Origin of the sequence: Pseudomonas neuropathica (assembly GCF_051174785.1) — a bacterium.
Classification (GTDB): Bacteria; Pseudomonadota; Gammaproteobacteria; order Pseudomonadales; family Pseudomonadaceae; genus Aquipseudomonas; species Aquipseudomonas neuropathica_A.
In genome coordinates, this window is sequence record NZ_CP195111.1 from 98,303 (window position 1) to 124,110 (window position 25,808).

Consider the following 25,808-nt stretch of genomic DNA (forward strand, 5'->3'; position numbering starts at 1 on the left):
GCCTATAGGGCGCAATACAGCCGTCACAAACGACATTTGCTGTGGGCAATTCATGCGTTGGGGTTATCGATGGGGTTTGACTGGCGTGCCGGAACGGCGTGAAAAACCGGGTCCAGCGCGGTAATGGCGCAGCTGGATTGAGCGATGTGTTTGATCGCTGTTTTCACTTCGGCACTGCGCTCTACACCGAGACCGCTGGCGAACAGATCAAATTTCTGATCCAGCTCTTCAACGCTGAGGGCCGTTTCGGGATCGCCACGCGCGGCGGTGACCGGACTGACCAACACCGCACCGTTCTTCAGGGTAATGGTCAATCTGGAGAGGATTTCGTCGGGGAATCGGGCGGAGATATCGGCGGCTTCGACGACTTCGATACGGCGGCTCAGTGCCAGAATATCTTCGGCAAAAATCGCCGCCCCGGTGACTTCTTCCGGACCGACCTTGCCCCGGACAATCAGTGCGGCCAGCGGAAAGGCGAGGGCGTACTGCGCCTCATCGGCGTCATTCGGCGTATGCCCCTGCAAACACATCGACTCGTAGAACGTTTCGACGCGAACGGTTTCAATCGAGCCCGCATCGAGCTGAGGATTTTCCCGCTGCAGTTCGAGCATGGCGGTCAGCGCCGGTTGTGCCCAGCGGCAGACTGGCCAGGGTTTGAAGTACTGACTGTCGATCTCCCAGCGTTCACCGATGTCGGTCCAGTATTCGGCGACGGTGATGTCTTCAACGGTTTCTGCCGGCGCACCGGTGATGCCTTCCCGGGCCATGAGCAAGGCGTTCAAACCCGCAAATGCGCCTGCACCATGGGCATCGCGCAGCATCGTCGGTGCTTGCACCACGCGCATCATTGGACAGCGGGCGCTGAAGTACTCGGCAATCCCCAGGGCGTGGCGAAACGTCGTTTCATCGAAGCCCAGCAAGCGCGCCCCGGCACACACCACGCCCAGCGCCGAAAAACCACCCGATGCGTGATAAGTCGGCGAGGTCGCCATCAGTGCGGAGCCGGCCCGTAGCGCTGTTTCATAACCGATGCACAGCGCGGTGAGCAGTTCATGGCCACTGATCGACTGGCCTTGATGATGCAGCGCATCGGCGAGGGCAAGCACGGCGGGAACAACAGTCGCTCCGGCGTGCCCCTTGGATTTGAAGTGGCCTTCGTGGGCGTCGAGGCTGTCAGCGCTGAAACCTCCGGCCCAAGCCGCACCGAGCACATTGACACGCTGCCCGGCAAAGATCAGACGACTGCTATAGGCGCCCGCCGGGTAATGCTGTTCAGCGAAACGCCGCATCGCGCTGCTGGTGTCATTGCTGGCCGCACCGGCCATGACGCCGACGATGTCCAGCAGACTGTCCTGCACAATTGCGCGGGTCTTGAGCGGGGCATCGAGGAAATCAAAGTCGCGACAGAATTCGAAGAGTGACATTCAACAATCCCTTCCTGTGAGTTGAGCCGGGCCGATCATGGCCGGCGCAGCTCAACAATGGGCCACGGGGAGGGTGCCGCTCTAGCAACATTTTCGTCGGGCTATTGATAACCAAATCACCCGACGCTTGTGCCGAGCGGATTAGCGGCGAGGAAACTTCGCCAGAATCCATTCGCGAAAACGCCGCAGCTCATCTTCGTTTTCGGAGCTTTCGCGACAGCTCAGGTAGTGCCAGCTGTTGCGCAATTGCACCTGCTGCTCGATCGGTCGCACCAACAGGCCTTGCTGCACCAATCCGGTGACCAGGTGATTCCAGCCCAGCGCAATGCCCTGATGCGTCAGGACCATGCTGATGAGCAGGTTGTAGTCGTTAGCGTTGAAGATCTGCGGACTGTTCGGCGGTCGATCGTCGATATCGATGGCCTGGAACGCAAGCCACACGCCCCAGTCGACATGCTCGGCGACTTGCGAGCGGCCATAGGGACTCAGGTTGAGCAGGGCCGAATCGCGCACGCCTTCGATCGTCGAAATCTCCGGGTGCTTTTCCAGATACTGCGGGGTGCACACCGGGTAAATCACGTCGTGGCACAACGGGTAACTTCTATAACCGTCACGGATGCGCGAAATCTTGGTGATGAAGATGTCCGGCTGCACACCGGGTTCCATGGTCAGAAAGTTCTGCGTGGTGATCAGATTGAGCTCAATGTCCGGACACTGGGCGAAGAACTCCTGCAGATGATTCGACAGCCACAATGCGGAAAAGGCCGGCGAGCAACAGACGGTGAGCACCTTCTTGGTCGACTGGCTGCTGCGGATGCGTTCGGCGGCCTGGGCGATGTTGACGAACGAAAGTTGCGCAGCATCGAAGAACACCGCGCCGGCGGCTGTCAGTTCCACCGCCCGGCCGACCCGGGTAAACAGTTGCGCGCCCAGATAGCTTTCCAGCTCACGGATCTGCCGGCTGATCGCGGCTTGCGAAACGCACAACGCCTCCGCCGCACGGGTAAAGCTTTCGTATTTGGCCGCGGCGACAAATGCCTTCACAGCCCTCAAGGACGGCATTTTCAGCAGGATGGTGTCAGGGTCGACATGCTTGCTCATTCGTACACTCTCCTAACCATACAGCTCCCCAACGAAGCGCGAGGAGGGTAACGGAACCGTGCGGGGAGGGCTACGCGAGCGTCGCTGTGGGGATAGACCCGGTCGCTCATGGTGCTGACGCAGCACTCGGCAATGGCAGTCGTCGCAACCGATAACCCGACGTTATCGAATTGTCCCTGTAAATGTAGTTGGATTAAGCGGGGTGATGCTAATAGATTTGAAACATCCCTTTTTCCTGGGACCTCAAAAATAATAAAAGGAAGCCCGTCGTGAAGACATTTATTCATTACCGCTGCCGCTTACAATTATTTTTGCTCGTTTGCCTGTCGCTTAATGCGAAAGGTGCACGATGCGAAGGAGGCATGGTATGACAAGTTCCGACGAGATCATCTGCGTAAAGAATGTTTTCAAGGTCTTCGGTACGCAGCCAGCACTTGCCATGGAAATGGTTAAAGAAGGCGCATCAAAAGCTGAAGTGTTCAAAAAGACCGGTCAGGCGATTGGTGTTTTTGATGCGAACTTCTCGGTTCGCCGTGGTGAGATTTTCGTCATCATGGGTTTGTCCGGCTCGGGCAAATCGACCATGGTCAGATTGTTCAACCGGCTGATCGAACCGACGTCCGGACAGATCTTTCTCAATGGCAAGGAAATCACCGGCCTGGGCGACAAGGATTTGTTGCAAGTTCGCCGCAAAGACATGGGGATGGTCTTCCAGTCGTTTGCATTGATGCCGCACATGAGCGTTATTGACAACGTCAGCTTCGGCCTGGAAATCAGCGGCGTCAGCGAGAAAGAGCGCTACTGCCGCGCGATGGGCGCACTGGAGCAGGTTGGCCTGGCAGGGCAGGAACTGAGCTTTCCTCACCAACTCTCCGGCGGCATGCAACAACGTGTCGGCCTGGCCCGCGCACTGGCCAACGATCCCGCCATTCTGCTGATGGATGAAGCGTTCTCGGCACTCGATCCGATGATTCGCAGCGAAATGCAGGGCGAGCTGATCAAGCTCCAGGCCGAGCAGGATCGCACCATTATCTTCATCTCCCACGATATAGAAGAAGCGGTTCGCATCGGTCATCGCATTGCGATCATGGAAGGCGGGCGCGTGGTGCAAATCGGCACGCCGCGTGAACTTCTCTGTAACCCGGTGAATAAATATGTGCGTGATTTCTTTAATGGCTTCGACACCAGTCGCATTCTGAAAGCGGGCGATATCGCGCAACAGGATTGCAATGTCGCTTATATACCGGGCGGGCAAACACCGATCAAAGCGGAAGCGTCTCTTCGCGATATCTTTCATATTGTCGCTGCCTCGGCAACTCCCATGCCGGTGGTGGATGAAGTTGGGCTTTATAAAGGTTCGATTTCGCAGGGGCATCTTCTGAGCTGCCTGTGTAATAACTGAACTGCGAATAATCAGAATTGATTCACCGCTTCTGAGGGCGAGGTAGCACCATGTCAGACTTCAACTTTCTAGATCCTTTCCAAAGTTTAAATATTCCGTTGGGCTCGTGGGTAGAGACCGCCCTTAAATACCTGGTGCATAACTTCAGGGAAGTGTTTCGCTCGATCCGCTGGCCGGTCGATCAAGTGCTCGACGGTGTCCAGTGGGGACTGCTGTCGGTTCCGCCGACGGTGTTCATCATCATCGCCGGACTGATCAGTTGGCAGATTGGCGGCAAGCGCATCGCCATCTTCAGCGTCGCAACCCTCACCGGGCTTGGGCTGATCGGTGTGTGGAACGATGCGATGGTCACATTGGCCCTGGTGCTGACCTCGCTGTTGTTCTGCGCAGTCATCGGCATACCGCTGGGCATCTTGTGTGCACGCAGTGATCGCACGGAAATGATCATCCGACCGGTGCTGGATGCCATGCAGACACTGCCAGCGTTCGTCTATCTGGTGCCGGTGGTGATGCTCTTTGGCATCGGCAACGTCCCCGGTGTGATCGTCACCATCATCTTTTCCGTCGCGCCGCTGGTGCGGCTGACCAACCTCGGTATTCGCCAAGTCCCTGCGGACAAGGTCGAAGCCGCCCGCGCGTTCGGCTGCACGGCCACGCAAATGCTGATGAAGGTGCAGTTGCCCTTGGCAGCGCCGACGATGATGGCCGGGCTCAATCAGACATTGATGCTGTCGCTGTCGATGGTGGTGGTCGCCTCGATGATCTCGGTGGGCGGTCTCGGCTTGATGGTGTTGAGCGGCATCGGCCGCCTCGACATGGGCCTGGCCAGCGTCGGCGGCGCCGGGCTGGTGCTGCTCGCGGTATTCCTTGACCGACTGACCCAGGCAATGGGTGAGCGCAGCAGCGATCTGGCCACAGGGCAGCGCTGGTATGAAAGCGGCCCCGTGGGGCTGGTCATGAAACTGAAGAAAAAGAAGAACGTTGCACGTCCAGTGACGAATTGAGTTGGCCTGCTCACCCCATTAAAAATTCCAAGCGTGGTGAAACATGAAACTGACAAATCTCAAGAAAAGCGTGGTTGCGAGCCTGGTAGCTTCAGTGTTTGGGACTTTGCTGTGCTCGGCGGTCTACGCGGCCGATGCCAACAAACCCGGTGCCGGTGTTTCGATTACGCCGATTTTCCCGACCATTGCTGAAGAGCGCTTTCGCGGTGAGGTAGTGATCGCCGGCCTCAAGGACCTGGGCTACGACGTCAAACAGCCGAAAGAAGTCGACTACCCGGCGATGTTTCTCGCGTTGTCTTACGGCGATGCGGACTTCACCGTGCATGAATGGGAACACCTGCACCAAGCGTTTTATGAAAAGGCCGGCGGCGATGACGTGATGGTCAAGGTCGGGCAAGTCATGAAAGGCGTGCTGCAGGGCTACATGATCGACAAGAAGACCGCCGAGGCTTACCAGATCAAGGATCTGTCGGACTTGAAGAAACCCGAAATCGCCAAACTCTTTGACAGTAACGGTGACGGTAAGGCCGACCTGACCGGCTGCAACCCGGGCTGGGGCTGCGAGATCATGGTTGAACACCACATGAAAGCCTATGGCTTGGGCCCAACCGTGGTCGACAACCGCGGTTCGTACTTCGCGCTGATGGCAGACACCATTGCGCGCTTCCAGCAAGGCAAACCGGTGCTGTTCTTCACTTGGGTTCCGCAGTGGATCGCCAGTGTTCTGGTGGAAGGGCGTGACGTGGTCTGGTTGCCGGTGCCGTTCACCTCGCTGCCGGATGGCCAGGAAAGCAAGGACACCTTCCATGACGGCAAGAACCTCGGCTTCCCGGTGGACACGATCAATGCCGTCATGAGCAAAGAGTTCGCCGAGAAGAACCCGGTGGCGCGCAAATTCCTCTCTGAAGTCAGCATCCCTACGGCCGCTGAAAGTGCGCAAAACCTGCGCATGCAGCAGGGTGAAAAGTCCCTCGCCGACATCAAGCGCCATGCCGCGGAATGGATCAAGGCCAACCAGCAGGCCTATGACGGCTGGTTGAGTGACGCGCGGGCGGCAGCGAAGTAATCGGTTCAACCACGGGTTGGCGGCGGGCCGTGCCAGTCGCCAAGCCACAAGGTTGTCGTTTCAAATGAAGGTGAGCGGGTGACGCAACATGGAAACTTTCCAGAGTCCTTTGAAGCAACAGAACATCGGCTTTCGCCCAACCACCGTGATGTCGGGCCATGAACGGGTGGTGCGGGTGGCGTTTATCTTGCTCGATCATTTTTCGTTGACGACCCTTTCAACGGCGATGGATGCCTTGGCCACTGGAAACCTGATCAACGCTGAGACGATTTACACGGTATCGACCTACTCACTTCAGGGCGGGCTGGTTGAAAGCGATATTGGCGTGTCGCTGGCCTCGCAAAGGCTGGTCGCAGAAGGCTTCAGTCATGATGCGGTAATTGTCGTCGGAGGCCAGCGTGTGAGGCTTGCCACGCAGCCAGTGCTGCGCCGAGTACTGAAGAAGTCCGCGGGCAAAGGGATCGTTGCCGGTTGCTGGAATGCCGCGTTTTATCTGGCCGATGCCGGTTTGCTGGAGGCTTGCGAGTTCGCCTGTCACAGCGACAGCGGCGGCCTCATCCATGAATATTTCCCGCAGCTGAAAGTTTCGACTCGCGAGTTTATTTGCACACAGCGCCGAGCCACTTGCGCCAACGCTCATTCGGCATTGGATATGACCCTGGCGATCATGCAGCAACTGGGCGCGCGCAACGATGCAGCACTGGTCGATGAAATAAAACGGGTTCACCAGTCTGGAAAAGTTCAGCCGAAGTTTTCTGCGAATGCCGACAGCACTCGCTGCTCGTCGATTCCGAAGCCTTTGAACATCGCGCTCGACTTGATGGAAAAAAACATCGAAGAGCCGCTGGAAATCGATGCCATCGCCAGCCAGGTTGGCGTGTCACGCCGGCAACTGGAAAGACGGTTTGCCCGCTATCTGAATGCGGCACCGAATCGTTACTACCTGGAACTGCGTTTGACCCGGGCTCGGCAATTGATCGTGCAAAGTGATCGCTCGTTGACTGATGTGGCACTGGCGACCGGGTTTGTCAGTTATCCGCACTTCTATAAACGCTTCAAGGACCTGTTCGGCTTACCGCCCATGACCTTCAGGGATTATTACTACTCGAGTGACTATGCCAGTAGCGGACGTTATGCCGTGGCAGCCAGTTTTTAAAACAAACAGTCAAATCGACGCTGTTTGAGCAAGTGCCAGTTTTGCAAGTTTCCGGATCAACGCCACTGCGTGCGTTTGCTTTGTGCCGCGTGCGTTTTGCAACTTCAACGATTAACGGTTCAACACTATGAAAGTCAGTTCATTACCCGCCGATGATGATAGTTGTGGCTGGTTTCACTTGAGCAAGCCACGCAGTCCCGAACCGGCTCACCGCGGGCACCGTTCAGCCCGCTGGGTGATCATCGGTGCCGGCTTCACGGGACTGGCGTGCGCGCGGCAACTGGCGTTGAATTTTCCCGACGACGAAGTGGTGCTTATCGAAGCGCAGGAAGTCGGATTGGGGCCCTCGGGGCGTAATGCCGGGTTCGCTATTGATCTTCCCCATGACATTGGCGCTGAGGATTACATCGGTGACATCGCGTTGGCCCGGACCAGTTTGAAACTCAATCTGGCCGGCCAATCGATACTGCGCGAACTGGTCGATCAATACCGCATCGACTGCCAGATGAAAGCCTGCGGCAAATATCAGGCGGCGGTAGAGAACCGCGGGATCGCCGTACTCGATGCCTATCGCCGGGGCCTGGAAAAGCTCGATCAGCCCTTTCAAATGATTGATGCCGACGAATTGCCCGAACACCTGGGCACGCGGTTTTACCGCCAGGCATTGTTCACCCCGGGCGCAGTGTTATTGCAACCGTCCGGACTGGTGAAAGGCCTCGCCGATCATCTGCCATCGAACGTCACGCTGTACGAGCGCACGCCGATTCTGGAAGTGGAGTACGGCGCGAAGACAGTCCTCAAACACGCCCACGGCAGCATCACCGCCGACAAACTGATTCTGGCGAACAACTCGTTCGGTATGCGTTTCGGTTTCCTGCAAGGGCGCATGTTGCCGATCTACACCTACGCCAGCATCACGCGACCGCTGACTGCAGAGGAACAGGCGCGCCTGGGCGGCAAACCGTACTGGGGCGCCATTCCGGCCGATCCGTTCGGAACCACGGTACGCCGCACCCCGGATAACCGCCTGCTGATCCGCAACAGTTTCACCTTCAACCCGGATGGCCGCAGCAACAGCAAATACAACGAGCGCTTCGTGCGCCGGCACAAGGCTTCATTCGATCAGCGTTTCCCGATGTTGCCGGACGTGACGTTCGACTACACCTGGGGCGGCGCCTTGGCCATGTCACGCAACCACAACGGTTTCTTCGGTGAACTGGCGCCCAACGTTTATGGCGCGCTGGGATGCAACGGTCTGGGTGTCACGCGCGGAACCGTCACCGGCAAGTTGCTCGCTGACTGGCTGGCGGGGCAGCGTGACCCACTGATTGATTTCCTGTTGCAGGCGCCAGGCCCCAACAGCAACCCGCCAGAACCGTTCCTTTCGCTTGGGGTGAACATGAACCTCAAGTGGGGGCAGTACCGCGCCGGGAGAGAAAGCTGAGTCTGCGTTGGCCCGACGCGGCAGCGGTCGCGCTCGTTGGCCTGCTGCTGTCCTGGAGGCTTGCGCCGCAAATAACCACGGTGTGCCCGGTATGCCGTCGGTCACTGATGAACATTGAACCACTGGAGAAAACGCTATGAACTTTGACGGAATTTTTACCCCTGCGATTACCCCGTTGTCCGCTGATGGCCAGATCGACTATTCGGCGTTCTCCGACGTGCTCGAATACCTGATCGAGTCCAAGGTTCACGGCATCGTTATTGGCGGCTCCACCGGCGAGTATTACGCGCACACCGCCGAGGAGCGCGTAGCCGTGGCCGAGCGGGCCAAAGAGGTGATTCGCGGACGCTTGCCGCTGGTCATCGGCACCGGCGGCATTCGTACCGAAGACTCGGTGTACTTCGCCGAAAAGGCCAAGTCCCTGAAAGCAGACGCCATCCTGGTCGGTTCGCCACCGTATGCCTTGCCGACGCAAAAGGAAATTGCCGCCCATGTACTCGCCGTGGACAAGGCGGCCGGGCTGCCGATCATGCTGTACAACTATCCGTCGCGAATGGGCGTGGCGATGGGCGACGATTTTTTCGAAGCCATCGCTGGCTGCAAGAACATCGCCGCGATCAAGGAAAGTTCGGGCGAGATGAGCCGCCTGCACCGTCTGGCACATGCCCATCCGTCGATCCAGCTGTCCTGTGGCTGGGATGATCAGGCCCTGGAGTTTTTCGCCTGGGGCGCGCGCAGCTGGGTATGCGCCGGCTCGAACTTCATCCCGCGTGAACACATCGCGCTCTACGAAGCCTGTGTACTGGAGAAGAACTTCGATAAGGGCCGGCGGATCATGTCGGCGATGCTGCCTTTGATGGATTTCCTCGAGAGCGGCAAGTTCGTGCAGTCGATCAAACATGGCAGCGAACTCAGTGGCCTGCGTGCCGGCGGGGTCCGGGCGCCACTGCAACCGCTGGAGCCTTCCGAGAAGCAAGCGCTGGAAAGCGTGATCAAAACCCTTCAGAAAAACGTCGCCCGCATTGTTGAGGAGGCTTGAAATGGCAGACCTGCTGAGTAAAGAGCAATACCTCGAGCTGGCTGCGAAACTCGAATTTCGCAACCAAGCGTTCATCAACGGCCAGTTTTGCGCCTCGCGTTCAGGCAAGACATTCACCGCGACCAACCCGGCCACCGAACAGGTACTGACCGAGATTGCCGCGTGCAATGCCGATGACGTCGATGCCGCCGTTGCCGCTGCGAAAAAAGCCTTCGATGACGCACGCTGGCATTCACTGGCGCCGTCCGCTCGCAAGTCCGTGTTGCTGCGCTTTGCCCAGTTGCTGGAAGACAACGCCCATGAACTGGCGGTGCTGGAAAGCCTGGACAGTGGCAAGCCGATTCGTGAATGCCAGAACATCGACGTGCCGGAAACGATTCATACGTTGCGCTGGCATGCCGAGCTGATCGACAAGATCTACGACGCCACGGCCCCCGTCGGCTCTGGTGCGGTCACCATGGTGGTGCGCGAACCGATTGGCGTTGTCGGCCTGGTGTTGCCGTGGAATTTCCCGCTGCTGATGCTCGCCTGGAAAATCGGCCCGTCGCTGGCCGCAGGCTGTTCGATCGTGGTCAAACCGGCCAAGGAAACCACCTTGAGCACCTTGCGCGTCGCCGAACTGGCGCATCAGGCGGGGATTCCCGCCGGTGTCTTCAACGTCGTGCCCGGGGGAGGGAAGGAGGCCGGTGAGCCGTTGGGTCGTCATCCGGATGTGGCCATGGTCAGCTTCACCGGTTCAACCGACACCGGGCGGCTGTTCCTGAAATACTCCAGCGAATCGAACCTCAAACGCATCGTGCTGGAATGTGGCGGCAAGAACCCGGCCGTGGTGATGAATGATGTCGAAGACATCGACCTCGTCGCTCAGCATGTGGTGAACGGTGCGTTCTGGAACATGGGTGAAAACTGTTCGGCCTCCTCGCGGCTGATCGTCCACGCCGACGTCAAGAATGAGCTGTTGCAGCGTGTCCAGGTGCATCTGGGCGACTGGAAAATGGGCGATCCACTGGACCCGGAAAACCGCCTGGGTTCGATGATCAGCAAGGCGCATTTCGACAAGGTGCGCTCCTACCTTGATGTGGCCCGCGACGAAAACCTCAGCGTGTTGGTGGGCGGAAACACTCGCGACGACATCTTCGTCGAACCCACCATCGTTGACGGTGTGAGTCGCGATAGCCGTCTGTTCCAGGAAGAGATCTTCGGCCCGGTGTTGAGCGTCACCACGTTCCAGACCGTTGACGAAGCCATTGCGCTGGCCAACGACACGGCCTACGGCCTGGCGGCATCGGCTTACACCGGCAACCTGCGCCACGCCCTGAAACTCTCGCGCGGCATCCGTGCCGGGATCGTCACGGTGAACTGCTTCGGCGAGGGCGATGCCTCGACGCCATTCGGCGGCTACAAGGAGTCGGGGTTCGGCGGGCGCGACAAGTCAATCTGGGCGCACGACCAATACACTGAAATCAAAACCATCTGGATTGACGCATCCTGACAGCAACTTCGCTCCAGGAAGCCAGATTGCCCCGACCACTGGATCAATTGGCGGGGCGATCTGGCAACAGCATCTGCCAGTGTTTGACGCTCATCATCCTCTTTGAACTCTTGTTCAACCTCTCCCGTCCTCTGCTATGAGGGGCTCAGGGCAATACTGCTGCGTAGTCCCACTAGACGTTTTCACTCAGAAAGCGAGGGGCGACATGAATACTTCAGACAGCAGGGCGGGATCTCAGGCAGACGATCCTGCAGACGTTAAATCCGGGCAAGACTTTGAGCATTTGAAGGAAGAAGTCACCGAAGCACTCGGTGGCGCCAGGCAGCAAGCCGACGCGCAGTTCGGCCAATATCGCGATACCGCAGCCGAGCAGATCGAAGCACTGGCCCAGGGCGCAAAAAGCTTCGTCTCCGAACTGGAGGACAAAGACACGCTGGGCATGTCCGACTATCTCACGGACATGGCGGAGTCGATGACCGGGCTTGCCGGCAATCTGCGCGGCAAAAGTGCCGAGCAACTGCTGCATGACGCCGCCGATCTGGCCCGCAGCAATCCAGCGCTGTTTATTGCTGGCAGCGTGGCGATCGGGTTTGGCTTATCGAGATTCCTCAAAGCGGGAACGTCTGCTGCGGCCACCGTCAGCGCGGAGCATGATCCTGCGGCGGGAAGCTCGACACCGCCGACGGGTGGTTATGGCGCGCATCGGCCTTATGAAACCTCCACCGCATCGTCTGGCGACCCGAGCCCAGGACTGGCGACCGGCATCACACCTGCGTCGCCCGACGCGCACGATCATCCCACTGATTTTGCCGGTGCATCAGCCACTGTTTCGCCCAGCGCGAGAGGAGACTTGTCATGAACAGAGAAGATCAGGATCTGCCGGGCACCAGACCGCTCGCGCAACCGGAAGATGCGTCGGTGGTTGGCCTGCTGCGGCAGTTGTCCCGCGAAGTCCCCGCGTTGTTTACCAAGGAACTGGCGTTGGCCAAAGCCGAACTTCAGAACAGCCTCACTACACTCAAGGCCGGCATCGCGGCCGTGGCGGGGGGGGCGATTGTGTTTCTGGCGGGTTTCATCATCCTGCTGATGGCGGCGGTTTACGGCTTGAGTCTGTTTATGGCGCCGTGGCTGGCGGCCCTCATCGTCGGTGCCGTGGTGATGATCATCGGCTTCGCCATGGTGCAATCCGGCAAGAAACAATTCGAGCCATCCCACTTCAAACCTGATCGCACACTGGATGCCTTGAACAAGGATCAGGAAGCGCTGCGGAGGAAAGTCTCATGAACACTGAACTGGATATCGAGTCGCAAAAAAGTCCCGAGCAGATCGAGCGGGAAATCGACGCGCAGCGCGCCAGTATCGGCAACATCGTCGACAAGCTGGAAAGCAAGTTCACCCCCGGCCAGATGTTTGATCAGGCGTGGGGCATGCTGCAGAACAATGGCTCGACCTTCGTCAGCAATCTGGGCACCAGTGTGCGTAACAACCCGGTCCCCGCCGTGCTGACATCGGTTGGATTGCTCTGGTTGATGATGGGGCAGAATCGGCCACCGGTGCAGCAGCCGGTCTATCGCACGGGGCCTGATCAGGATAAAGCCGGGGAGTGGGCTGACGGTTTGGCTGACGGCTTGGGCACTGCTCGCGAGCATCTGCACCAGACCGCTGACACGCTCAAAGGGGGGTATCAGTCGCTGAAGGGCAAGGCCGCGCATTTGAGCGAGAATGTCAGCGCGGCCAGCGAAAACCTCAGTCATACCCTGCACGACGCGAGCGATCGGCTCACCCACAACTCGCAAGTGTTGGGGCAGCAATTCAATCAGTTGCTCCGGGAGCAGCCCTTGGTGGTGGCGGCCGCAGGCATTGCCTTGGGCGCTTTGCTCGGCGCTGCGCTGCCGTCTACCCGGACTGAGCAACGGTATATGGGACGCACCAGTGCTGGGCTGGTCGACAAGGTGAAAAAACAGGCCCAGGAGGGTTACGAAGCGGTGCGCGATACCGTGACCAAAACCACCGAGCATGCGCAGGCGGGTCCAGGCGCAACGACCTCAACAGGCACAACGGCCAGCAGCGCTGATCTATCTGACGGATTAGGCACTTCCTGACCTTTCGGCACCGGGAGGCCGGCAACAGGCCTCCCGGAAGAGGATTATCACAGAGGAGGGCACTGCGCTTATGTCCATCGCCGATGACACTGTGCAATACCTGCGCGATAACGCTTTGGTGGTGACCACGGCGGAGTCCTGCACGGCCGGCAAAATTGTCACGCTGTTGTCGGAAGTGGAGGGCAGTGGCGAATTTATCGAATGTGGTTACGTCGTGTACTCGCCACAAGCCAAACAACGCCTGCTCCACGTCAACCCCCAGACCATTGAAACGTTCAATCTGACCAGCGTTGAAGTCGCCAGAGAAATGGCCACCGGCGCGTTACGCGACAGCACCGCGAATGCTGCGATTGCAACCACCGGGATTCTCGGCCCGGACGATGTCGATGGCATCCCGGCAGGCACGATCTGTTTTGCCTGGGCCTTTCAATCGGCGGATGAGTGCTACGTGTTCAGTCGCGAGCATCGTTTCTCCGGGGGGCGTTGCGAGGTTCAGACCGAGGCGACGGAGTATGCATTGCAGTGGTTGCCGCACTTTCATCGCCGTGCACGAGCGGGCGAAAAGGAAGGCGCTTGATGAGCGAAGATTCAGATCATCCGGACTTGAAGAGCCGCGAGCGTCCGATTCACGAAGACATGGCCTATCAGTTGAAGGTCTGGCGTTTCGAGCGCGTTGGCTGGTACGTGTTGGTGCTGGTCGTCGTGATGGCGTTGGCGGGAGTTTTTTCCAGAGGCTGGCTCAGTTCAAGAGAGGTGCGTAGCGAGGACGGCCAGCTTCGTGTGGCGTATGAAATGTTCCATCGCAACGGCTCGACCAATGCGATGAAAATCACGTTGAATTCTACGCCGAACGCGGCGGTGGAGTTACAGCTCGCCGGGGAGATGCTGGATGGCTTCAGCATCGAAACGCTGCAACCGCAACCGTTGCGTTCACGCAGTTCTGCGCAAGGCATCAAGCTGTGGCTGCAAACCGACCGTGACGGTCGAGCGACGCTCTACATGACCTTGCGCGGCGATGGCCTCGGGCTGTTTCGCAGTCATATCGCAACGCCCGGCACCCCTGGCGTAAAGCTTGATCAGTTCATTTTCCCGTAGGTGAGTTATGGATTCGGTATTGCGTGCAGGGGCCATGTATCTGGCGCTGATGGTGTTGTTCAAGATCGCCGGACGGCGCTCGCTGGCAGAGCTGACAACCTTCGATTTCGTGCTGTTGATGATGATCGGCGAGGCCACTCAGCAAGCCTTGCTGGGCGATGATTTTTCGCTGACCAACGCCATGATCGTCATCGTGACCCTGATCGCGATCGATGTTGGATTGTCCCTGCTTAAACAACGCTCGGCATGGGTCTCGAAGTTGATCGATGGCGAACCGACGATCATCGTCGAGAACGGAAAGCTCCTGCACAAGCGCCTGCGTCATGCTCGGCTGGTCGAAGCTGACGTGATGGAAGCGGCGCGGTCCAGCCAGGGCATCGAGAAGCTGGAAGAGATCAAGTTCGCGATCATCGAGCGCAACGGCAAGATTTCCTTCATTGCGCGGGAAGACTGACGCCGTGGCACTTTACCGGGCTGGCACCCTGAGGTTGAAGGTGCCTCGAAACCCTTGCGGTCAGCTTGCAACCTTTTATCCGTCACCGTGAAAATTTTCGGAACAGGCCCTGAATCAGGCAGGTCAGTCCTCATGCACGGCAAGTTTTGCCTGCTTGTTGATCCCTCGCGGACGCCCACCAGGCGACGCCAATACTGACCAGAAGGAAGTTTGGAAATGGCTAGAAAAACTGTCGAAGACTTGTTTATCCATGAACTCTCTGACGTCTACAGTGCGGAAAAACAAATCACCAAAGCATTGCCGCGTTTGGCGAAGGCCGCGACCAATCCACTGTTGGCAGACGCCTTTACGTCCCACCTGGAGGAGACCCACGGGCAAATTGAGCGCATCGATCAGTTGGTGGAGCTGACCGGTATCAAATTGAAGCGCATGAAGTGCGTGGCCATGGAGGGACTGGTCGAAGAGTCGAAAGAGCTGCTGGAAGAAATCGACAAGGGCGCGGTTCTCGACGCGGCATTGATTGGAGCGGCGCAAAAAGTCGAGCATTACGAAATTGCTGCCTACGGCACCCTGATTGCGATGGCCAAGCACCTCAAACTGGACGACGCCGCCGCGCTGTTGGCCGCCACGCTCGCTGAAGAAAAGGGCGCGGACGAGAAGCTGAGCAAGATCGCCGAGCAAGGCGGTAACCAGGCCGCGACCCTGGAAAAGAAATAATCATCAGGCTGCGTTCCAGCGATCCTGAACTCGGTGGCGGCGAACACCGTCACCGAGATTTATGGCACGTTGCTTACTGACCGTCAGTTACGCAACCTTGATAACTACTTTGCCAAAAGCGCCACGAGCCAGATGCTCGAAGGCCTTGTGCGCGTCTTCGAATGCATAAGTTTGATCGATCACCGGGCGTATTGCGTGCTTGTCGAGGAATGCGTTCATGCGATCAAACGATGAACGGGGAGCCACGGCGATACCGCGGATTGTGGTCTGGCGGAAGATCAGCGGCATCAGGCTCAACGTGGTCGTTTGCCCGGTCAGAAAGCCGATTTGTGCGATTTTCCCGGCAGCCTTGGTGGCCAGGATGGACTGGTTCAGCCCTTCACCCCCTGCGACATCCAGCAGCAGGTCAACGCCTTTGCCGTCGGTGAGCTTCAACACTTCCTCTTCCCAGCGCGGGAAGGTCCGATAGTTAACGCCGGCCACTGCGCCAAGCTGTTTCACTCGCTCAAGATTGGTCTCGCTGCTGGACGTCACAATCACCTTGGCGCCAAGGGCTGTTGCCAATTGCACAGCGAAGATCGATACGCCGCCGGTGCCTTGCACCAAAACGGTCTGGCCCGGCTGGATCTGGCCGTAATCCACTAGCGAGTACCACGCCGTCAGCGCGGCGATCGGCAGGGTCGAGGCCTCTTCGTCGGACATGTTGTCCGGCGCACGAACTGCACTTTGCTCGTGAATGATCATGTATTCGGCCAAGCCACCCGGCAGCGGCATACCGAAGCAGTAGGCAGGTTCGTCCGGCCCCGGCTCACCGTCAATCCAGCGTGAGTACAGGTGCGAGTTGACGCGGTCGCCCACCTTGAATCGGCTGACACCTTCACCCACAGCGATGACCGTGCCTGCCGCGTCGCTGACCGGAATCAACGGCTTGGGCACCAGATGGGGTTCATAAAAACCATCGACGATGGCCTTGTCGCGGAAGTTGAGCGAAACCGCGCCGATCCTGACCAGTAGCTCGCCGGCCTTGGGTTCAGGCGTAGGGGTGTCGCTGAGTGCAAGGTTGTCGAGGCCGAAATCATGCAGAAGCCAGGCTTTCATGGAAGTTGTCTCCAGTGGGTAGGTTCGAAGACATTGTTCCTGGGCAGAGCGCCTGGATAAATGCTTGGCACAGCACAGGATTGTTAATTCTCAAAGCAACAATCGAGCGAATACCTGATAGGGTGGCGGCAACAAATAATCGTCAGAGGACGTTATGGAGCTGCTTCAGTCCTTGCAGGTGTTTGCCCGATTGGCCGAGCTCAGCAGTTTTACCCGGGTAGCCGACGCGCTGCAGATCGGCCGGCCGCAGGTGACCCGCGCCATTCAGGAACTCGAAACCTCGATTGGCGTGCGCCTGTTTCAGCGCACCACCCGGACAGTGAGACTGACTTCGGAGGGCGAGCAATTCTATGCGCGGGTCAAAACCATTCTCGGCGAGATTTCCGATGTCACGGCGATGTTCTCGACGCCGGATTCAATCTTGCGGGGTCGATTACGCGTCGATATACCCACCGCTTTTTCGCAGCCTGGGCTGATCGAAAGCTTACGAGCATTTTCCACGCGCTATCCCTCAATCGAACTGGCTCTGGGGGTGACAGACAGAACGGTCGATCTGGTCGCCGAGGGCGTGGACTGCGCGTTGCGCATCGGCGAGTTACCCAGTTCAAGTCTCATCGCCCGGCGTATTGGTTTGGCCACCATGGTCACCTGTGCGGCGCCGCGATACCTGGAAGAGTACGGTGAGCCTGAAACCCTGGAAGATCTCGGCAAACACCGTGGGGTGACCTTCTTGTCGGGGCAGAACCAGCGTCCTCTGGCCTGGCAATTCGTGGAGGGCGGCCGCGAGCAATCACACATCTGTCGCCAAGGGATCACCGTCAACGAGTCCAACGCTTATGTCGAATGCGGTGTTGCCGGTTTTGGCATTCTTCAGGCACCCGGTATCGCCCTGGATCGGTTTCTGGCCAACGGATCTCTGGTTGAAGTCCTGCAGGCCTATCGCCCGCATCCACGCCCCGTATCAGTGTTGTATCCCAGTCGTTCGCACTTGGCCCCGCAGGTTGAAGCGTTCGTTGAGTGGATCGGCGAACAGTTTCCAAAGCTCTATGGGCGCTGGCTGGCGGGAAGGTGACGCCAGCAGGGCTGTTCGTTTCTGGCCTTGTCCTGCCTGTCGCCAGCGCCGCACAAGCGCGCCTGGGAAAAACCGCCGGCGAGACACCCGTCACACCTCGGCTTCAACCTCAGCCTTGACCACCGATTTACGGTACGTCAGCAAAACGATGCCGGTGACCACGATCACCCCACCGAGAATCTGTCCGTGGCTGAGCATTTGGTCCAGCACAATCCAGCCCATCAGCAGCGTTGCCAATGGCTCGATGTTCATGACCGGCGCATTGCGCGGCATGTCCAGCCGAGGTACCGACATGAACAGGACGATAAAACCCGTGCCGTACAGCACCACCAGCGTGGCGAGGGCAAGCCATCCGGTCGAGGTCGCGGGCAGGTTCAATCCGCCGGGAAGGGCACCCGTCAACCCTGCCAGATTGACGCTGCTGAACACGATGAAAATGGTCAGCAGACTGCGCACCGAGCCACGTACCTGAGACAACTTGTGGTCGGTGATCCATAGCGCGCAGGCGAACACGCTGGCGGCGCAGAACGCGAGCGCGACGCCGGTCAGCCATTGCGCACTGACGTCTGTCGTGGTTGAAAGCCGCCCGGGGACATCCAGCACAAACACCAGGCCCAACAGAATCAACCCCATCAAGGTCGCGGTGCGGGCGCTCGGTCGCGGGCCACCCAGCGCCCAGGTGAGCAATGCCAGCAGAATAGGGAATACGTTCGCCACCAGCAGGGCCAGCGCCACCGGCACCCGTGCGACAGCAGAGTAAAGGCACAGACTCTGCGCAGTGATCAGCAACCCCAGCAACAGTTGCCAGCGCCAGGCACCCGCCGGCAAGCGCGGGCTTTGTCTTTGCCACAGCACCAGGAAGGCGAGCACCAGCAAGGTCCCGCCGGAACGCATCAAAATCGCCAGCAGCACTCCCGCACCATCATCAAAGGCGACGCGCGCCGCTACATGATTGCCGGCAAACGCGCAGCCCATGCACAACAGAATGATCACAGCCAGATAACGGGGGTAGGGCGGCGGTACGGTTTGCGTAGCGGTAGGGCGAGGCATGGCAGATCTCAGGATTGTTAGCCGTTCGAACGACTTGGTTTTTATTTGGTTGTCGTACAACTAGGCCGTTTTATCGCATTCGGCGACATCGGGCAATAGACCTGAAAACGCACAGCTACGCATAAGTTCGGCGTTATGGTGGATTTTTACTTATTTGATTAAGCGCAGAGATCGTATGACTTGATTGGGCAGGGGCGCATCGGCCCCTGCTTCCATGGACTTACACATTCATGAGATACGGGTGGTCTGCTTCTGCTCAGGCATGAAATGGATAATCGATGTAGCCACGCTGATCCCCGCCGAAAAAGCTGCCTGGGTCTGGCACGTTGAGTGTCAGGCCATCGTGCAGTCGACGCGGCAAGTCCGGGTTGGCCAGGAACGGCCGGCCAAACGCGATGATGTCGGCACGATCGGCAATCAGCGCTTGTTCGGCAGATTGCGCATCGTAGCCGCCCGCCAGAATCAGCACGCCGTTCCAGGTTTTGCGCAACTGGGCAATGATCGCGTCCCAGCGCGGGTCGAAGTTCTCATCTTTGACGGTGCCGACCATCGCTGGCTCGACCAGATGCAGGTAGGCCAGATTCCATTGGTTGAGCGCTTCGACGAGGTGGCCGAAGGTGGCCTCCGGGGTGTCATCGCCCATGCCCATGAAGCGCCCCATCGGCGTCAGGCGTACGCCGACCCGTTCGGCGCCGACTTCTTCAGCCACGGCCGCAACCACTTCCAGCAGAAACCGCGCGCGATTCTCCACGCTGCCGCCATAGGCATCGTCACGCTGGTTGCTGTTGCTGTTAAGAAACTGATCGAGCAGGTAACCGTTGCCGGCATGGATTTCCACACCGTCCATGCCCGCCTGCAATGCGTTGCGCGCGGCCACCCGATAGTCCTCGACGATGCCGGCGATTTCCGCGGTTTCCAGCGCGCGTGGCACCGGCACATCACCCCAGACACCGTTACCGTTTTCGTCGACGATAAACGTCTTGCCCGGCACCGGCAGCGCGCTGGGCGCAACCGGCAGGCCGGCATCGGGTTGGAAACTGGGGTGGGACACCCGACCGACGTGCCACAACTGCATGAAGATCAGGCCACCAGCCTCGTGCACTGCCGCGCTGACGTCACGCCACGCCCGGACCTGCTCGGGGCTGTAGATGCCCGGCGTCCAGGCGTAACCCTGAGCCTGCCGGGAGATTTGTGTGGCCTCGGTGATGATCAGCGCGGCACTGGCCCGTTGGCGGTAGTATTCGGCGTTCATCGGCGTCGGCACGTCGCCCGGTTGGCCGGCGCGTGAGCGCGTCAACGGCGCCATCGCCACGCGATGGGCGAGGGTGTAAGGACCGAGTGCAAGGGGTTGAAACAGACGACGGGTCATGGGTAGCTCCAGATTTCAATAAAGGAAATTCAAGCGCGGCAGCGGGGCCGCGAACCAGTGCCGCTAACTTAACTGCGCTCAGCGGGGCTGATAATCGGTGACCGGCGCTACGCTGTTTTGCGCACAACGCAACGGCGCCCGTGCTTATCAGCGATGAACACGGGTGTGGCTCAGGCGGGTGGGTTTGAGCGCGTCAGCGGCAGGTTCAGCCAGCGCCGGCCGGTAGCGTTGGCGACGGCGTTGCCAAGGGCGGCGGCCATTGGCCCTTGAACGATTTCAGCGGCACCGAGGAAAGGTTCTCCCGGCTGGTCGAGCAAATGCACATCGACTTTTTTCGGCAGTTGCGTGAAACGCAGAATCGGATAGCCGCTCCAGTCGTAGCTGCGAATGCCCCCGGCGTCGTAGGCGACTTTTTCATACAGGGTCCAGCTCGCGGACTGCACGATGCCGCCCTCGACCTGATTGCGCAGGCCGTCGGGGCTGACGATCTGGCCAACGTCCACCGCCGTCACCACGTGATCGATGCGGATCTCGCCGGTCTGCGGATGCACTTGCAGCTTCACCGCGATGGCGCAGTAACCCATGATGTTTTTGTAGCGGGCAAAGGCGAAACCGATGCCGGCGCCGGGCTCGTTGCTTTTTTGCGGCCAACCGATCTCATCACGCACACGTTCTACCACCGCGCGGGCACGCGGGTCGCTGAGATGGGCCAGACGCAACGCGACCGCGTCGATGCCGGCCCTGATCGCCAGTTCGTCGATGCTCGCCTCAATGGCGAAGATGTTGATGTGCGCCCCCAGTGAACGCATGGCCGAGGTGCGAAAGGGCATTTCGGTGACGAAGGTCATGTTGATGCGCGTCGAGTTCAACTGGTACAGCGGCACAGCGTTGCGATCACCATCGCCTTCGGGCTGGGCGATCGGCACGGAGGGCGCTGAGGTGAAGGGCCGCGCGAGCAAGCGTGCCGGCAGCAGACGCCCGGCGTTGACGATGCGTTCGTTGTGCGGTGTGGTCCAGAGTTCGTAGGCCCAGTCCTGCAGGCGGCCCTGGCTGAGGCCGGCGTCGACTTCGGTGACCATCGCCGAGCTGTACGGCTCCCAAAGATTTTCCTGTTCGCGCATCCATTGCACGCGCACCGGCGTACCGGGCACGCGCAGGGCAATCAACGCCGCATCGGCGGCGACATCATCGGCACCGTTATGCCCGTAGCACCCTGAGCCTTCGGTATGAATACAGCGCACCCGCTCAGGTGGCAGACCGAGCATTTCGGCAATGCCAGCGCGCAGCGGGTAAACGCCTTGGGTGTGGGTCCATACGGTGAGAACGCCGTCCTTGAACCAGGCCACTGCGCAGGACGGACCGATCGAGCCATGCATCAAATACTGCTTGGTGACCCGCGCCTGAAAACGCGTGTCGGCCGCGCCGCTCGGCGTGCCACTGTTGCTGATCGGATAGCGTCGTGAGGGCAGGCGTTTGAGCAGGCCATGAATCTCGTCTGCTTCGGGAATCGCCTCGCCGCCGCTCCATTGCGCGACTACGCTGGCACCGCGCATGGCTTTGATCGCTTGCCACTCATCACCGGCGACCACCGCCAGATAGTTGCCGTCGCGGATCACCTTGACCACGCCAACCAACGCCTCGATGGACGCCGCATCGAATGCTTGCAGCGCGCAGCCCGGACGGGGCGGGCGGATCACCCGCGCATGCAGCATGCCCGGCAGGCGCATGTCCTGGACGAATGCTGCACCACCGCTGACCTTCGCCGGGATGTCGAGGCGCGGCAACGAATGGCCGATCAGTTTGAAATCAGTGGCGGCCATCGCTGGTGACTGAGCCTTGGCGTATTGGTGCACATCGACATGCTTGACCGCCTCGGCGTAACTCATCCGCTGAGCGGCCGGGCCCTCGATCACAGCGTTGCGAGTGCTGAGCAGCGCTGCATCAACCTGCCAACGGCGCGCGGCGGCCTCGACGAGCATTTCGCGCACCTGCGCGGCGGCGTTATACAACGCGGTACCGCTGTCGAAAATGCTGTGGCTGCCGGCGGTGTAGCCTTCGTTGGGTGTCAGCGCGGTGTCGGCGGTGAGCAAGTTGATTGAGGTGGCCGGCACCTGCAAACGCTCGGCGGCGATTTGCAGCAGCGCGGTTTTCACTCCGGTGCCCAATTCGACCTTGCCGGTGTAGACGGTAATGCCGTCGGCGCCGATGCGGATCCAGGCGTCGAGAAACGGGTTGGTGCGCAGGCTTCCGGGCAGGTCAGGCGCGAGGACCACGGTGCCGAGCGTATCGACTTCCGTATCCGCTAACACACGCCGCGCCACCGGCAGCAGGGTGAACGCCATCAGCAACGCACCACCGCGCAGGAACGCGCGTCGGCTCGGATTCAGTTCATTCGACTCACTCATGTCAGGCTCCCGTTATGCCCGGCCACCTGTTTGATCGCCTCGATGATCCGCAAGTGCGTACCGCAGCGGCACAGGTTGCCGGCCATGTGCTCGCGAATGGTTGCCTCATCCGGGTGGCGATTACGCTCAAGCAACGCCTGCGCGCGCATCAGCATGCCGGCAATGCAGTAACCGCATTGCGCGGCCTGTTTCTCGATGAACGCCGCTTGCAGAGGGCCAGGTTTTTCCGCGCTGCCGAGGCTTTCCACAGTGCGGATTTTTTTGCCTTCGAGACCGGCGCAGGGCGTCAGGCAGGCGAACACCGGTCGATCATCGACGATCACCGTGCAGGCGCCGCATTGACCGAGACCGCAGCCGTATTTGGCGCCGTTGAGGTTCAAGTGATTGCGCAGCGCATACAGCAGCGGCATGTCCGGCTCCAGCTCAAGCGGTTGCGCGGCTCCGTTGACGTTGAGGGTGATCTGGCTCATTTCGTCTCCTGACGTAACGCTTCAATAGTGGAAGAGAGGTCGGCCCACGGCTGATCGGGGCTGGCTTGCTGACGCAGATACGCGGCCAGTGCGCCGAGTTGCGCGTTGTCCAGGTTGGCGGCGAACGCAGGCATCAGCGGGCCGGGCGATCCGGCTGTGGCGGGCAAGCCCTCAAGCACGGTTTTGAGGAAATTGCGCGAACTGGCCGCTTGCAGCGCCGAGGTGTTTTGCAACGCCGGGCGACCATCGATGCTGCGCATCGGCGCCGCCGGGCCATGGCAACCGGCGCAGGCGCTGCTGAAGAGCAGGGCGCCGGTCGAGTGGTCTGCCGCTTCACTGGCAGGCGTCTTCTGCGTCGTTTCTGTCACCGAAGGCGGGTTTTCCAGACTGAGCAAATACTCGGCAATCGCTTCGGCTTCACTGGCGGGCAAGCGCGCCAGGCTCAAGCTGACCGGACGCATAGGGCCGGCGGGTGTGCCGTGGCCATCAACGATTTCGGCGCGCAGATAGCTCACCAGTTGCTCACGACTCCACGGGTTGCCGCGCTGGCCCATACCGACCAGCGCGGGCGCTTGCCAGCCATCGACGCTGCCGCCCTGCAAATACTCCGAGGATTTTTCCGCGCCGATCAGGTTCAGCGGCGAATGGCAGCCAGCGCAGTGGCCCGGGCCGTCGACCAGATAGCGTCCGCGATTCCACGCCTCGCTGCGCTGTGCCAGCGGCGTCAATGGCTCACCGTGTAGAAAGAGCAAGTTCCAGAACGCCACCAACGGACGAATGTTCATCGGAAAATTCATCTGGTTCTGCGCGGCCGGCGCGTGCACGGCGGGGCCGCTCATCAAGTAGGCGTAGGCGTCGGCGATATCTGCTGCGCTCATGCCCCGGTAGTGCACGTAGGGGAACGCCGGATAAAGAAAGTGACCATCGCGAGCAATGCCCTGACGCATCGCCCGCTCGAAGGCTGGCAGTGACCATTGGCCGATACCGGTCTCTACGTCCGGGGTGATGTTGGTGCTGTACAGCGTGCCGAACGGCGTTACCAGCGGCAGCCCGCCGGCCAGATATTCACCGCCGGGGCGGGTATGGCAGACCGCACAATCGCCAGCCTCGACCACCCGCGCCCCGCGTTGCAACTGCGCAGTATCGAACATCGTCGGGCGCTCGATCGGTGTAATTGCCGGGCGCCACATCAACCAAACGGCGCCGATCAGGCCGAGCACGGCGACGACGGCCACGCTGATCCATAGCGTTCTGGACTTCAGAAATGAGCTGTTCATGGGACGGAGAAAAACGCGGTAGGCAATGGCAGAACGGATCGGATACGGGTCATGACAACGCTCCTTGTAACAGCCGGGGAAGGGCGCCGATGGGGACGACGGCACCAGGGGCCAAAGCGTAGAGAAACCGTCTGCGCGAGAGAATCAGCGGCGCACGCAACAGCGCGTTGCGCGAGAAGCAACGCCTGCGCCGTTGCGCAGGACGCATCAGTGCATTGCCCGCCGCGTGGATTCTGCGCATCGCCACAGGGCCGTAGCCTTGGCAGCACTTTCCTGAACTCAACGAGGTGTCATCATGCTCACGGGCAATCCTGCCGTTGCGGCGAATGCCGAACAGCCAACTTCACTTTCCGGCCTGATGGTCGCGTTCCTGGCATTTTGCTGTGGCGCGGTCGTGGCCAATCTTTATTACGCGCAGCCGATCGTCGAGCTGATTGCACCGCAGATCGGCCTGTCCAGCGCTAATGCCAGCCTGATCGTTTCGCTGACGCAGTTTGGTTACGCGCTGGGCCTGTTGCTGTTGGTACCGCTGGCCGATCTGATGGAAAACCGCCGGCTGGTGGTCGGATTCACCCTTGCGGCGAGCGTCACGCTATTGTGCGCCGGACTGACCCATTCACCGTCGATGTTCCTGGTGTTGTCTTTGCTGATCGGTCTGACCTCGGTGGCCGTGCAGATCCTCGTGCCGCTGGCGGCACACCTGGCGCCCGAGGCCAGCCGTGGCCGCGTTGTCGGCAATATCATGAGCGGTCTGCTGCTGGGCATTCTGTTGTCACGGCCACTGTCGAGCCTGTTGGTTGAAGTGTTCGGCTGGCGCGGGGTGTTTTACAGCGCGTCGGCCCTGATGGCGGTCATCGCGCTGATTACCGCCGTGGCACTGCCGCGTCGGCTGCCGACGCATAAAGCCACGTATGCCGCGCTGATCGGCTCGGTGTTTGCCTTGGCCCGGCGCTATCCACTGTTGCGTCAGCGCTCGCTGTATCAGGGTTTGCTGTTTGCCAGTTTCAGCTTGTTCTGGACCCTCGCGCCAATTGAACTGATGCGTCACCACGGCTTCACTCAGGCCCACGTGGCGATCTTCGCGCTGGTGGGTGCGGTAGGTGCCATTGCGGCGCCGATTGCCGGGCGTCTGGCCGATGCCGGGCATGGTCGTCGCGGCACGCTGGTCGCGTTGTTGCTGGCGCCGGTTTCGCTATTGATCGCCGCGCTCCCGGGCAGCGGCTATGTCTGGCTGGTGGTGTGCGCGGTGCTGCTGGATTTCGCCGTGCAATTGAACATGGTGCTCGGCCAGCGTGAGGTGTACGCCCTCGATCCCCACAGCCGCGCGCGCCTGAACGCCGTGTACATGACCAGTATTTTCGTCGGCGGCGCCGTGGGCTCACTGGTCGCCAGTCCGCTGTACGAGCACTTCGGCTGGAACCTGTCCGCCGTCGCGGTGGCGCTGCTGCCAGCGCTCGCGCTCGGGTTGTTCCTGAGCCGCAAGGCCGATGTCTGAACATCCGGAAAGTGCGGGCAAGCACGGCGGTACAAGACGTCGGGGGAACAGTGATGCACAATCATCCGCGTTCCCT

The 25,808-nt window shown here is 59.9% G+C and carries 24 protein-coding genes; 16 read left to right on the forward strand and 8 right to left on the reverse strand.

What is annotated here, in order from left to right; translation table 11 throughout:
- Window positions 1-50: 50 nt before the first annotated feature.
- Both ACRRSD_RS00460 and ACRRSD_RS00465 read right to left on the reverse strand, forming a co-directional pair.
- Window positions 51-1,424 carry an MmgE/PrpD family protein gene (locus tag ACRRSD_RS00460; protein WP_435036642.1) on the reverse strand — a complete coding sequence of 458 codons (1,374 nt, stop codon included), beginning with the start codon at window positions 1,422-1,424 and terminating at the stop codon, window positions 51-53.
- 141 nt (window positions 1,425-1,565) lie between these two features.
- Window positions 1,566-2,525 carry a LysR family transcriptional regulator gene (locus ACRRSD_RS00465; RefSeq protein WP_007913217.1) on the reverse strand — a complete coding sequence of 320 codons (960 nt, stop codon included), beginning with the start codon at window positions 2,523-2,525 and terminating at the stop codon, window positions 1,566-1,568.
- Window positions 2,526-2,892: 367 nt separating this feature from the next.
- On the opposite strand from ACRRSD_RS00465, the gene ACRRSD_RS00470 reads away from it, so the two are divergent.
- The 14 genes from ACRRSD_RS00470 to ACRRSD_RS00535 all read left to right on the forward strand — a co-directional run bounded on the left by ACRRSD_RS00470 (window position 2,893) and on the right by ACRRSD_RS00535 (window position 15,496).
- On the forward strand, window positions 2,893-3,927 hold the full coding sequence (locus ACRRSD_RS00470; RefSeq protein ID WP_435036643.1) for a quaternary amine ABC transporter ATP-binding protein: 1,035 nt from the start codon (window positions 2,893-2,895) through the stop codon (window positions 3,925-3,927).
- Between the two features lie 50 nt (window positions 3,928-3,977).
- Window positions 3,978-4,931 carry a glycine betaine/L-proline ABC transporter permease ProW gene (proW, locus tag ACRRSD_RS00475; RefSeq protein ID WP_034154053.1) on the forward strand — a complete coding sequence of 318 codons (954 nt, stop codon included), beginning with the start codon at window positions 3,978-3,980 and terminating at the stop codon, window positions 4,929-4,931.
- 43 nt (window positions 4,932-4,974) lie between these two features.
- A complete protein-coding gene (proX, locus tag ACRRSD_RS00480) occupies window positions 4,975-5,997 on the forward strand; it encodes a glycine betaine/L-proline ABC transporter substrate-binding protein ProX (RefSeq protein ID WP_435036644.1) in 1,023 nt (340 codons plus the stop codon).
- A gap of 88 nt (window positions 5,998-6,085) precedes the next feature.
- Window positions 6,086-7,153 carry a GlxA family transcriptional regulator gene (locus ACRRSD_RS00485; protein ID WP_435036645.1) on the forward strand — a complete coding sequence of 356 codons (1,068 nt, stop codon included), beginning with the start codon at window positions 6,086-6,088 and terminating at the stop codon, window positions 7,151-7,153.
- A 127-nt stretch (window positions 7,154-7,280) separates the two neighbouring features.
- Window positions 7,281-8,597: an NAD(P)/FAD-dependent oxidoreductase gene (locus ACRRSD_RS00490; RefSeq protein ID WP_435036646.1), complete on the forward strand. Its 1,317-nt coding sequence runs from the start codon at window positions 7,281-7,283 to the stop codon at window positions 8,595-8,597.
- A gap of 136 nt (window positions 8,598-8,733) precedes the next feature.
- A complete protein-coding gene (locus ACRRSD_RS00495; RefSeq protein ID WP_435036647.1) occupies window positions 8,734-9,636 on the forward strand; it encodes a dihydrodipicolinate synthase family protein in 903 nt (300 codons plus the stop codon).
- 1 nt (window position 9,637) lies between these two features.
- The gene (locus ACRRSD_RS00500; protein ID WP_435036648.1) at window positions 9,638-11,128 is read left to right on the forward strand and encodes an aldehyde dehydrogenase; all 1,491 of its coding nucleotides are present in this window, start codon (window positions 9,638-9,640) and stop codon (window positions 11,126-11,128) included.
- Window positions 11,129-11,333: 205 nt separating this feature from the next.
- A complete protein-coding gene (locus ACRRSD_RS00505) occupies window positions 11,334-11,987 on the forward strand; it encodes a hypothetical protein (RefSeq protein WP_435036649.1) in 654 nt (217 codons plus the stop codon).
- Entirely contained in the window at window positions 11,984-12,412 is a 429-nt protein-coding gene (locus tag ACRRSD_RS00510) for a phage holin family protein (RefSeq protein ID WP_435036650.1), read from the forward strand. Before ACRRSD_RS00505 ends, ACRRSD_RS00510 begins: the two co-directional genes overlap by 4 nt.
- Window positions 12,409-13,230 carry a DUF3618 domain-containing protein gene (locus ACRRSD_RS00515; RefSeq protein ID WP_435036651.1) on the forward strand — a complete coding sequence of 274 codons (822 nt, stop codon included), beginning with the start codon at window positions 12,409-12,411 and terminating at the stop codon, window positions 13,228-13,230. Before ACRRSD_RS00510 ends, ACRRSD_RS00515 begins: the two co-directional genes overlap by 4 nt.
- 70 nt (window positions 13,231-13,300) lie before the next feature.
- The gene (locus ACRRSD_RS00520; protein WP_435036652.1) at window positions 13,301-13,807 is read left to right on the forward strand and encodes a CinA family protein; all 507 of its coding nucleotides are present in this window, start codon (window positions 13,301-13,303) and stop codon (window positions 13,805-13,807) included.
- Window positions 13,807-14,325, forward strand: coding sequence for a hypothetical protein (locus ACRRSD_RS00525; RefSeq protein ID WP_435036653.1), 519 nt, complete (start codon window positions 13,807-13,809; stop codon window positions 14,323-14,325). Before ACRRSD_RS00520 ends, ACRRSD_RS00525 begins: the two co-directional genes overlap by 1 nt.
- A 7-nt stretch (window positions 14,326-14,332) precedes the next feature.
- Window positions 14,333-14,779, forward strand: coding sequence for a DUF421 domain-containing protein (locus ACRRSD_RS00530; protein ID WP_414872287.1), 447 nt, complete (start codon window positions 14,333-14,335; stop codon window positions 14,777-14,779).
- A gap of 216 nt (window positions 14,780-14,995) precedes the next feature.
- Complete coding sequence (locus ACRRSD_RS00535) at window positions 14,996-15,496, forward strand: ferritin-like domain-containing protein (protein WP_435036654.1); 501 nt, start codon at window positions 14,996-14,998, stop codon at window positions 15,494-15,496.
- A gap of 87 nt (window positions 15,497-15,583) precedes the next feature.
- On the opposite strand, the gene ACRRSD_RS00540 is transcribed toward ACRRSD_RS00535, so the two are convergent.
- On the reverse strand, window positions 15,584-16,594 hold the full coding sequence (locus tag ACRRSD_RS00540; protein WP_435036655.1) for a zinc-dependent alcohol dehydrogenase family protein: 1,011 nt from the start codon (window positions 16,592-16,594) through the stop codon (window positions 15,584-15,586).
- Window positions 16,595-16,748: 154 nt separating this feature from the next.
- On the opposite strand from ACRRSD_RS00540, the gene ACRRSD_RS00545 reads away from it, so the two are divergent.
- Window positions 16,749-17,666: a LysR family transcriptional regulator gene (locus tag ACRRSD_RS00545; protein WP_435036656.1), complete on the forward strand. Its 918-nt coding sequence runs from the start codon at window positions 16,749-16,751 to the stop codon at window positions 17,664-17,666.
- A 90-nt stretch (window positions 17,667-17,756) separates the two neighbouring features.
- On the opposite strand, the gene ACRRSD_RS00550 is transcribed toward ACRRSD_RS00545, so the two are convergent.
- The 5 genes from ACRRSD_RS00550 to ACRRSD_RS00570 form a co-directional block, all read right to left on the reverse strand.
- Window positions 17,757-18,716 (reverse strand): EamA family transporter, encoded by a 960-nt coding sequence (locus ACRRSD_RS00550; RefSeq protein ID WP_435036657.1) that lies wholly within the window; start codon window positions 18,714-18,716, stop codon window positions 17,757-17,759.
- 256 nt (window positions 18,717-18,972) lie between these two features.
- Window positions 18,973-20,085, reverse strand: coding sequence for an alkene reductase (locus ACRRSD_RS00555; RefSeq protein WP_435036658.1), 1,113 nt, complete (start codon window positions 20,083-20,085; stop codon window positions 18,973-18,975).
- A gap of 170 nt (window positions 20,086-20,255) precedes the next feature.
- Window positions 20,256-22,490, reverse strand: coding sequence for a molybdopterin cofactor-binding domain-containing protein (locus ACRRSD_RS00560; RefSeq protein ID WP_435036659.1), 2,235 nt, complete (start codon window positions 22,488-22,490; stop codon window positions 20,256-20,258).
- Window positions 22,487-22,960, reverse strand: a complete 474-nt coding sequence (locus ACRRSD_RS00565; protein ID WP_435036660.1) for a (2Fe-2S)-binding protein — start codon at window positions 22,958-22,960, stop codon at window positions 22,487-22,489. Before ACRRSD_RS00565 ends, ACRRSD_RS00560 begins: the two co-directional genes overlap by 4 nt.
- Entirely contained in the window at window positions 22,957-24,195 is a 1,239-nt protein-coding gene (locus ACRRSD_RS00570) for a c-type cytochrome (protein WP_435036661.1), read from the reverse strand. Before ACRRSD_RS00570 ends, ACRRSD_RS00565 begins: the two co-directional genes overlap by 4 nt.
- A 337-nt stretch (window positions 24,196-24,532) precedes the next feature.
- Here ACRRSD_RS00570 and ACRRSD_RS00575 point away from each other — a divergent pair, with 337 nt between their 5' ends.
- Complete coding sequence (locus ACRRSD_RS00575; RefSeq protein WP_064390038.1) at window positions 24,533-25,732, forward strand: MFS transporter; 1,200 nt, start codon at window positions 24,533-24,535, stop codon at window positions 25,730-25,732.
- Window positions 25,733-25,808 lie beyond the last annotated feature (76 nt).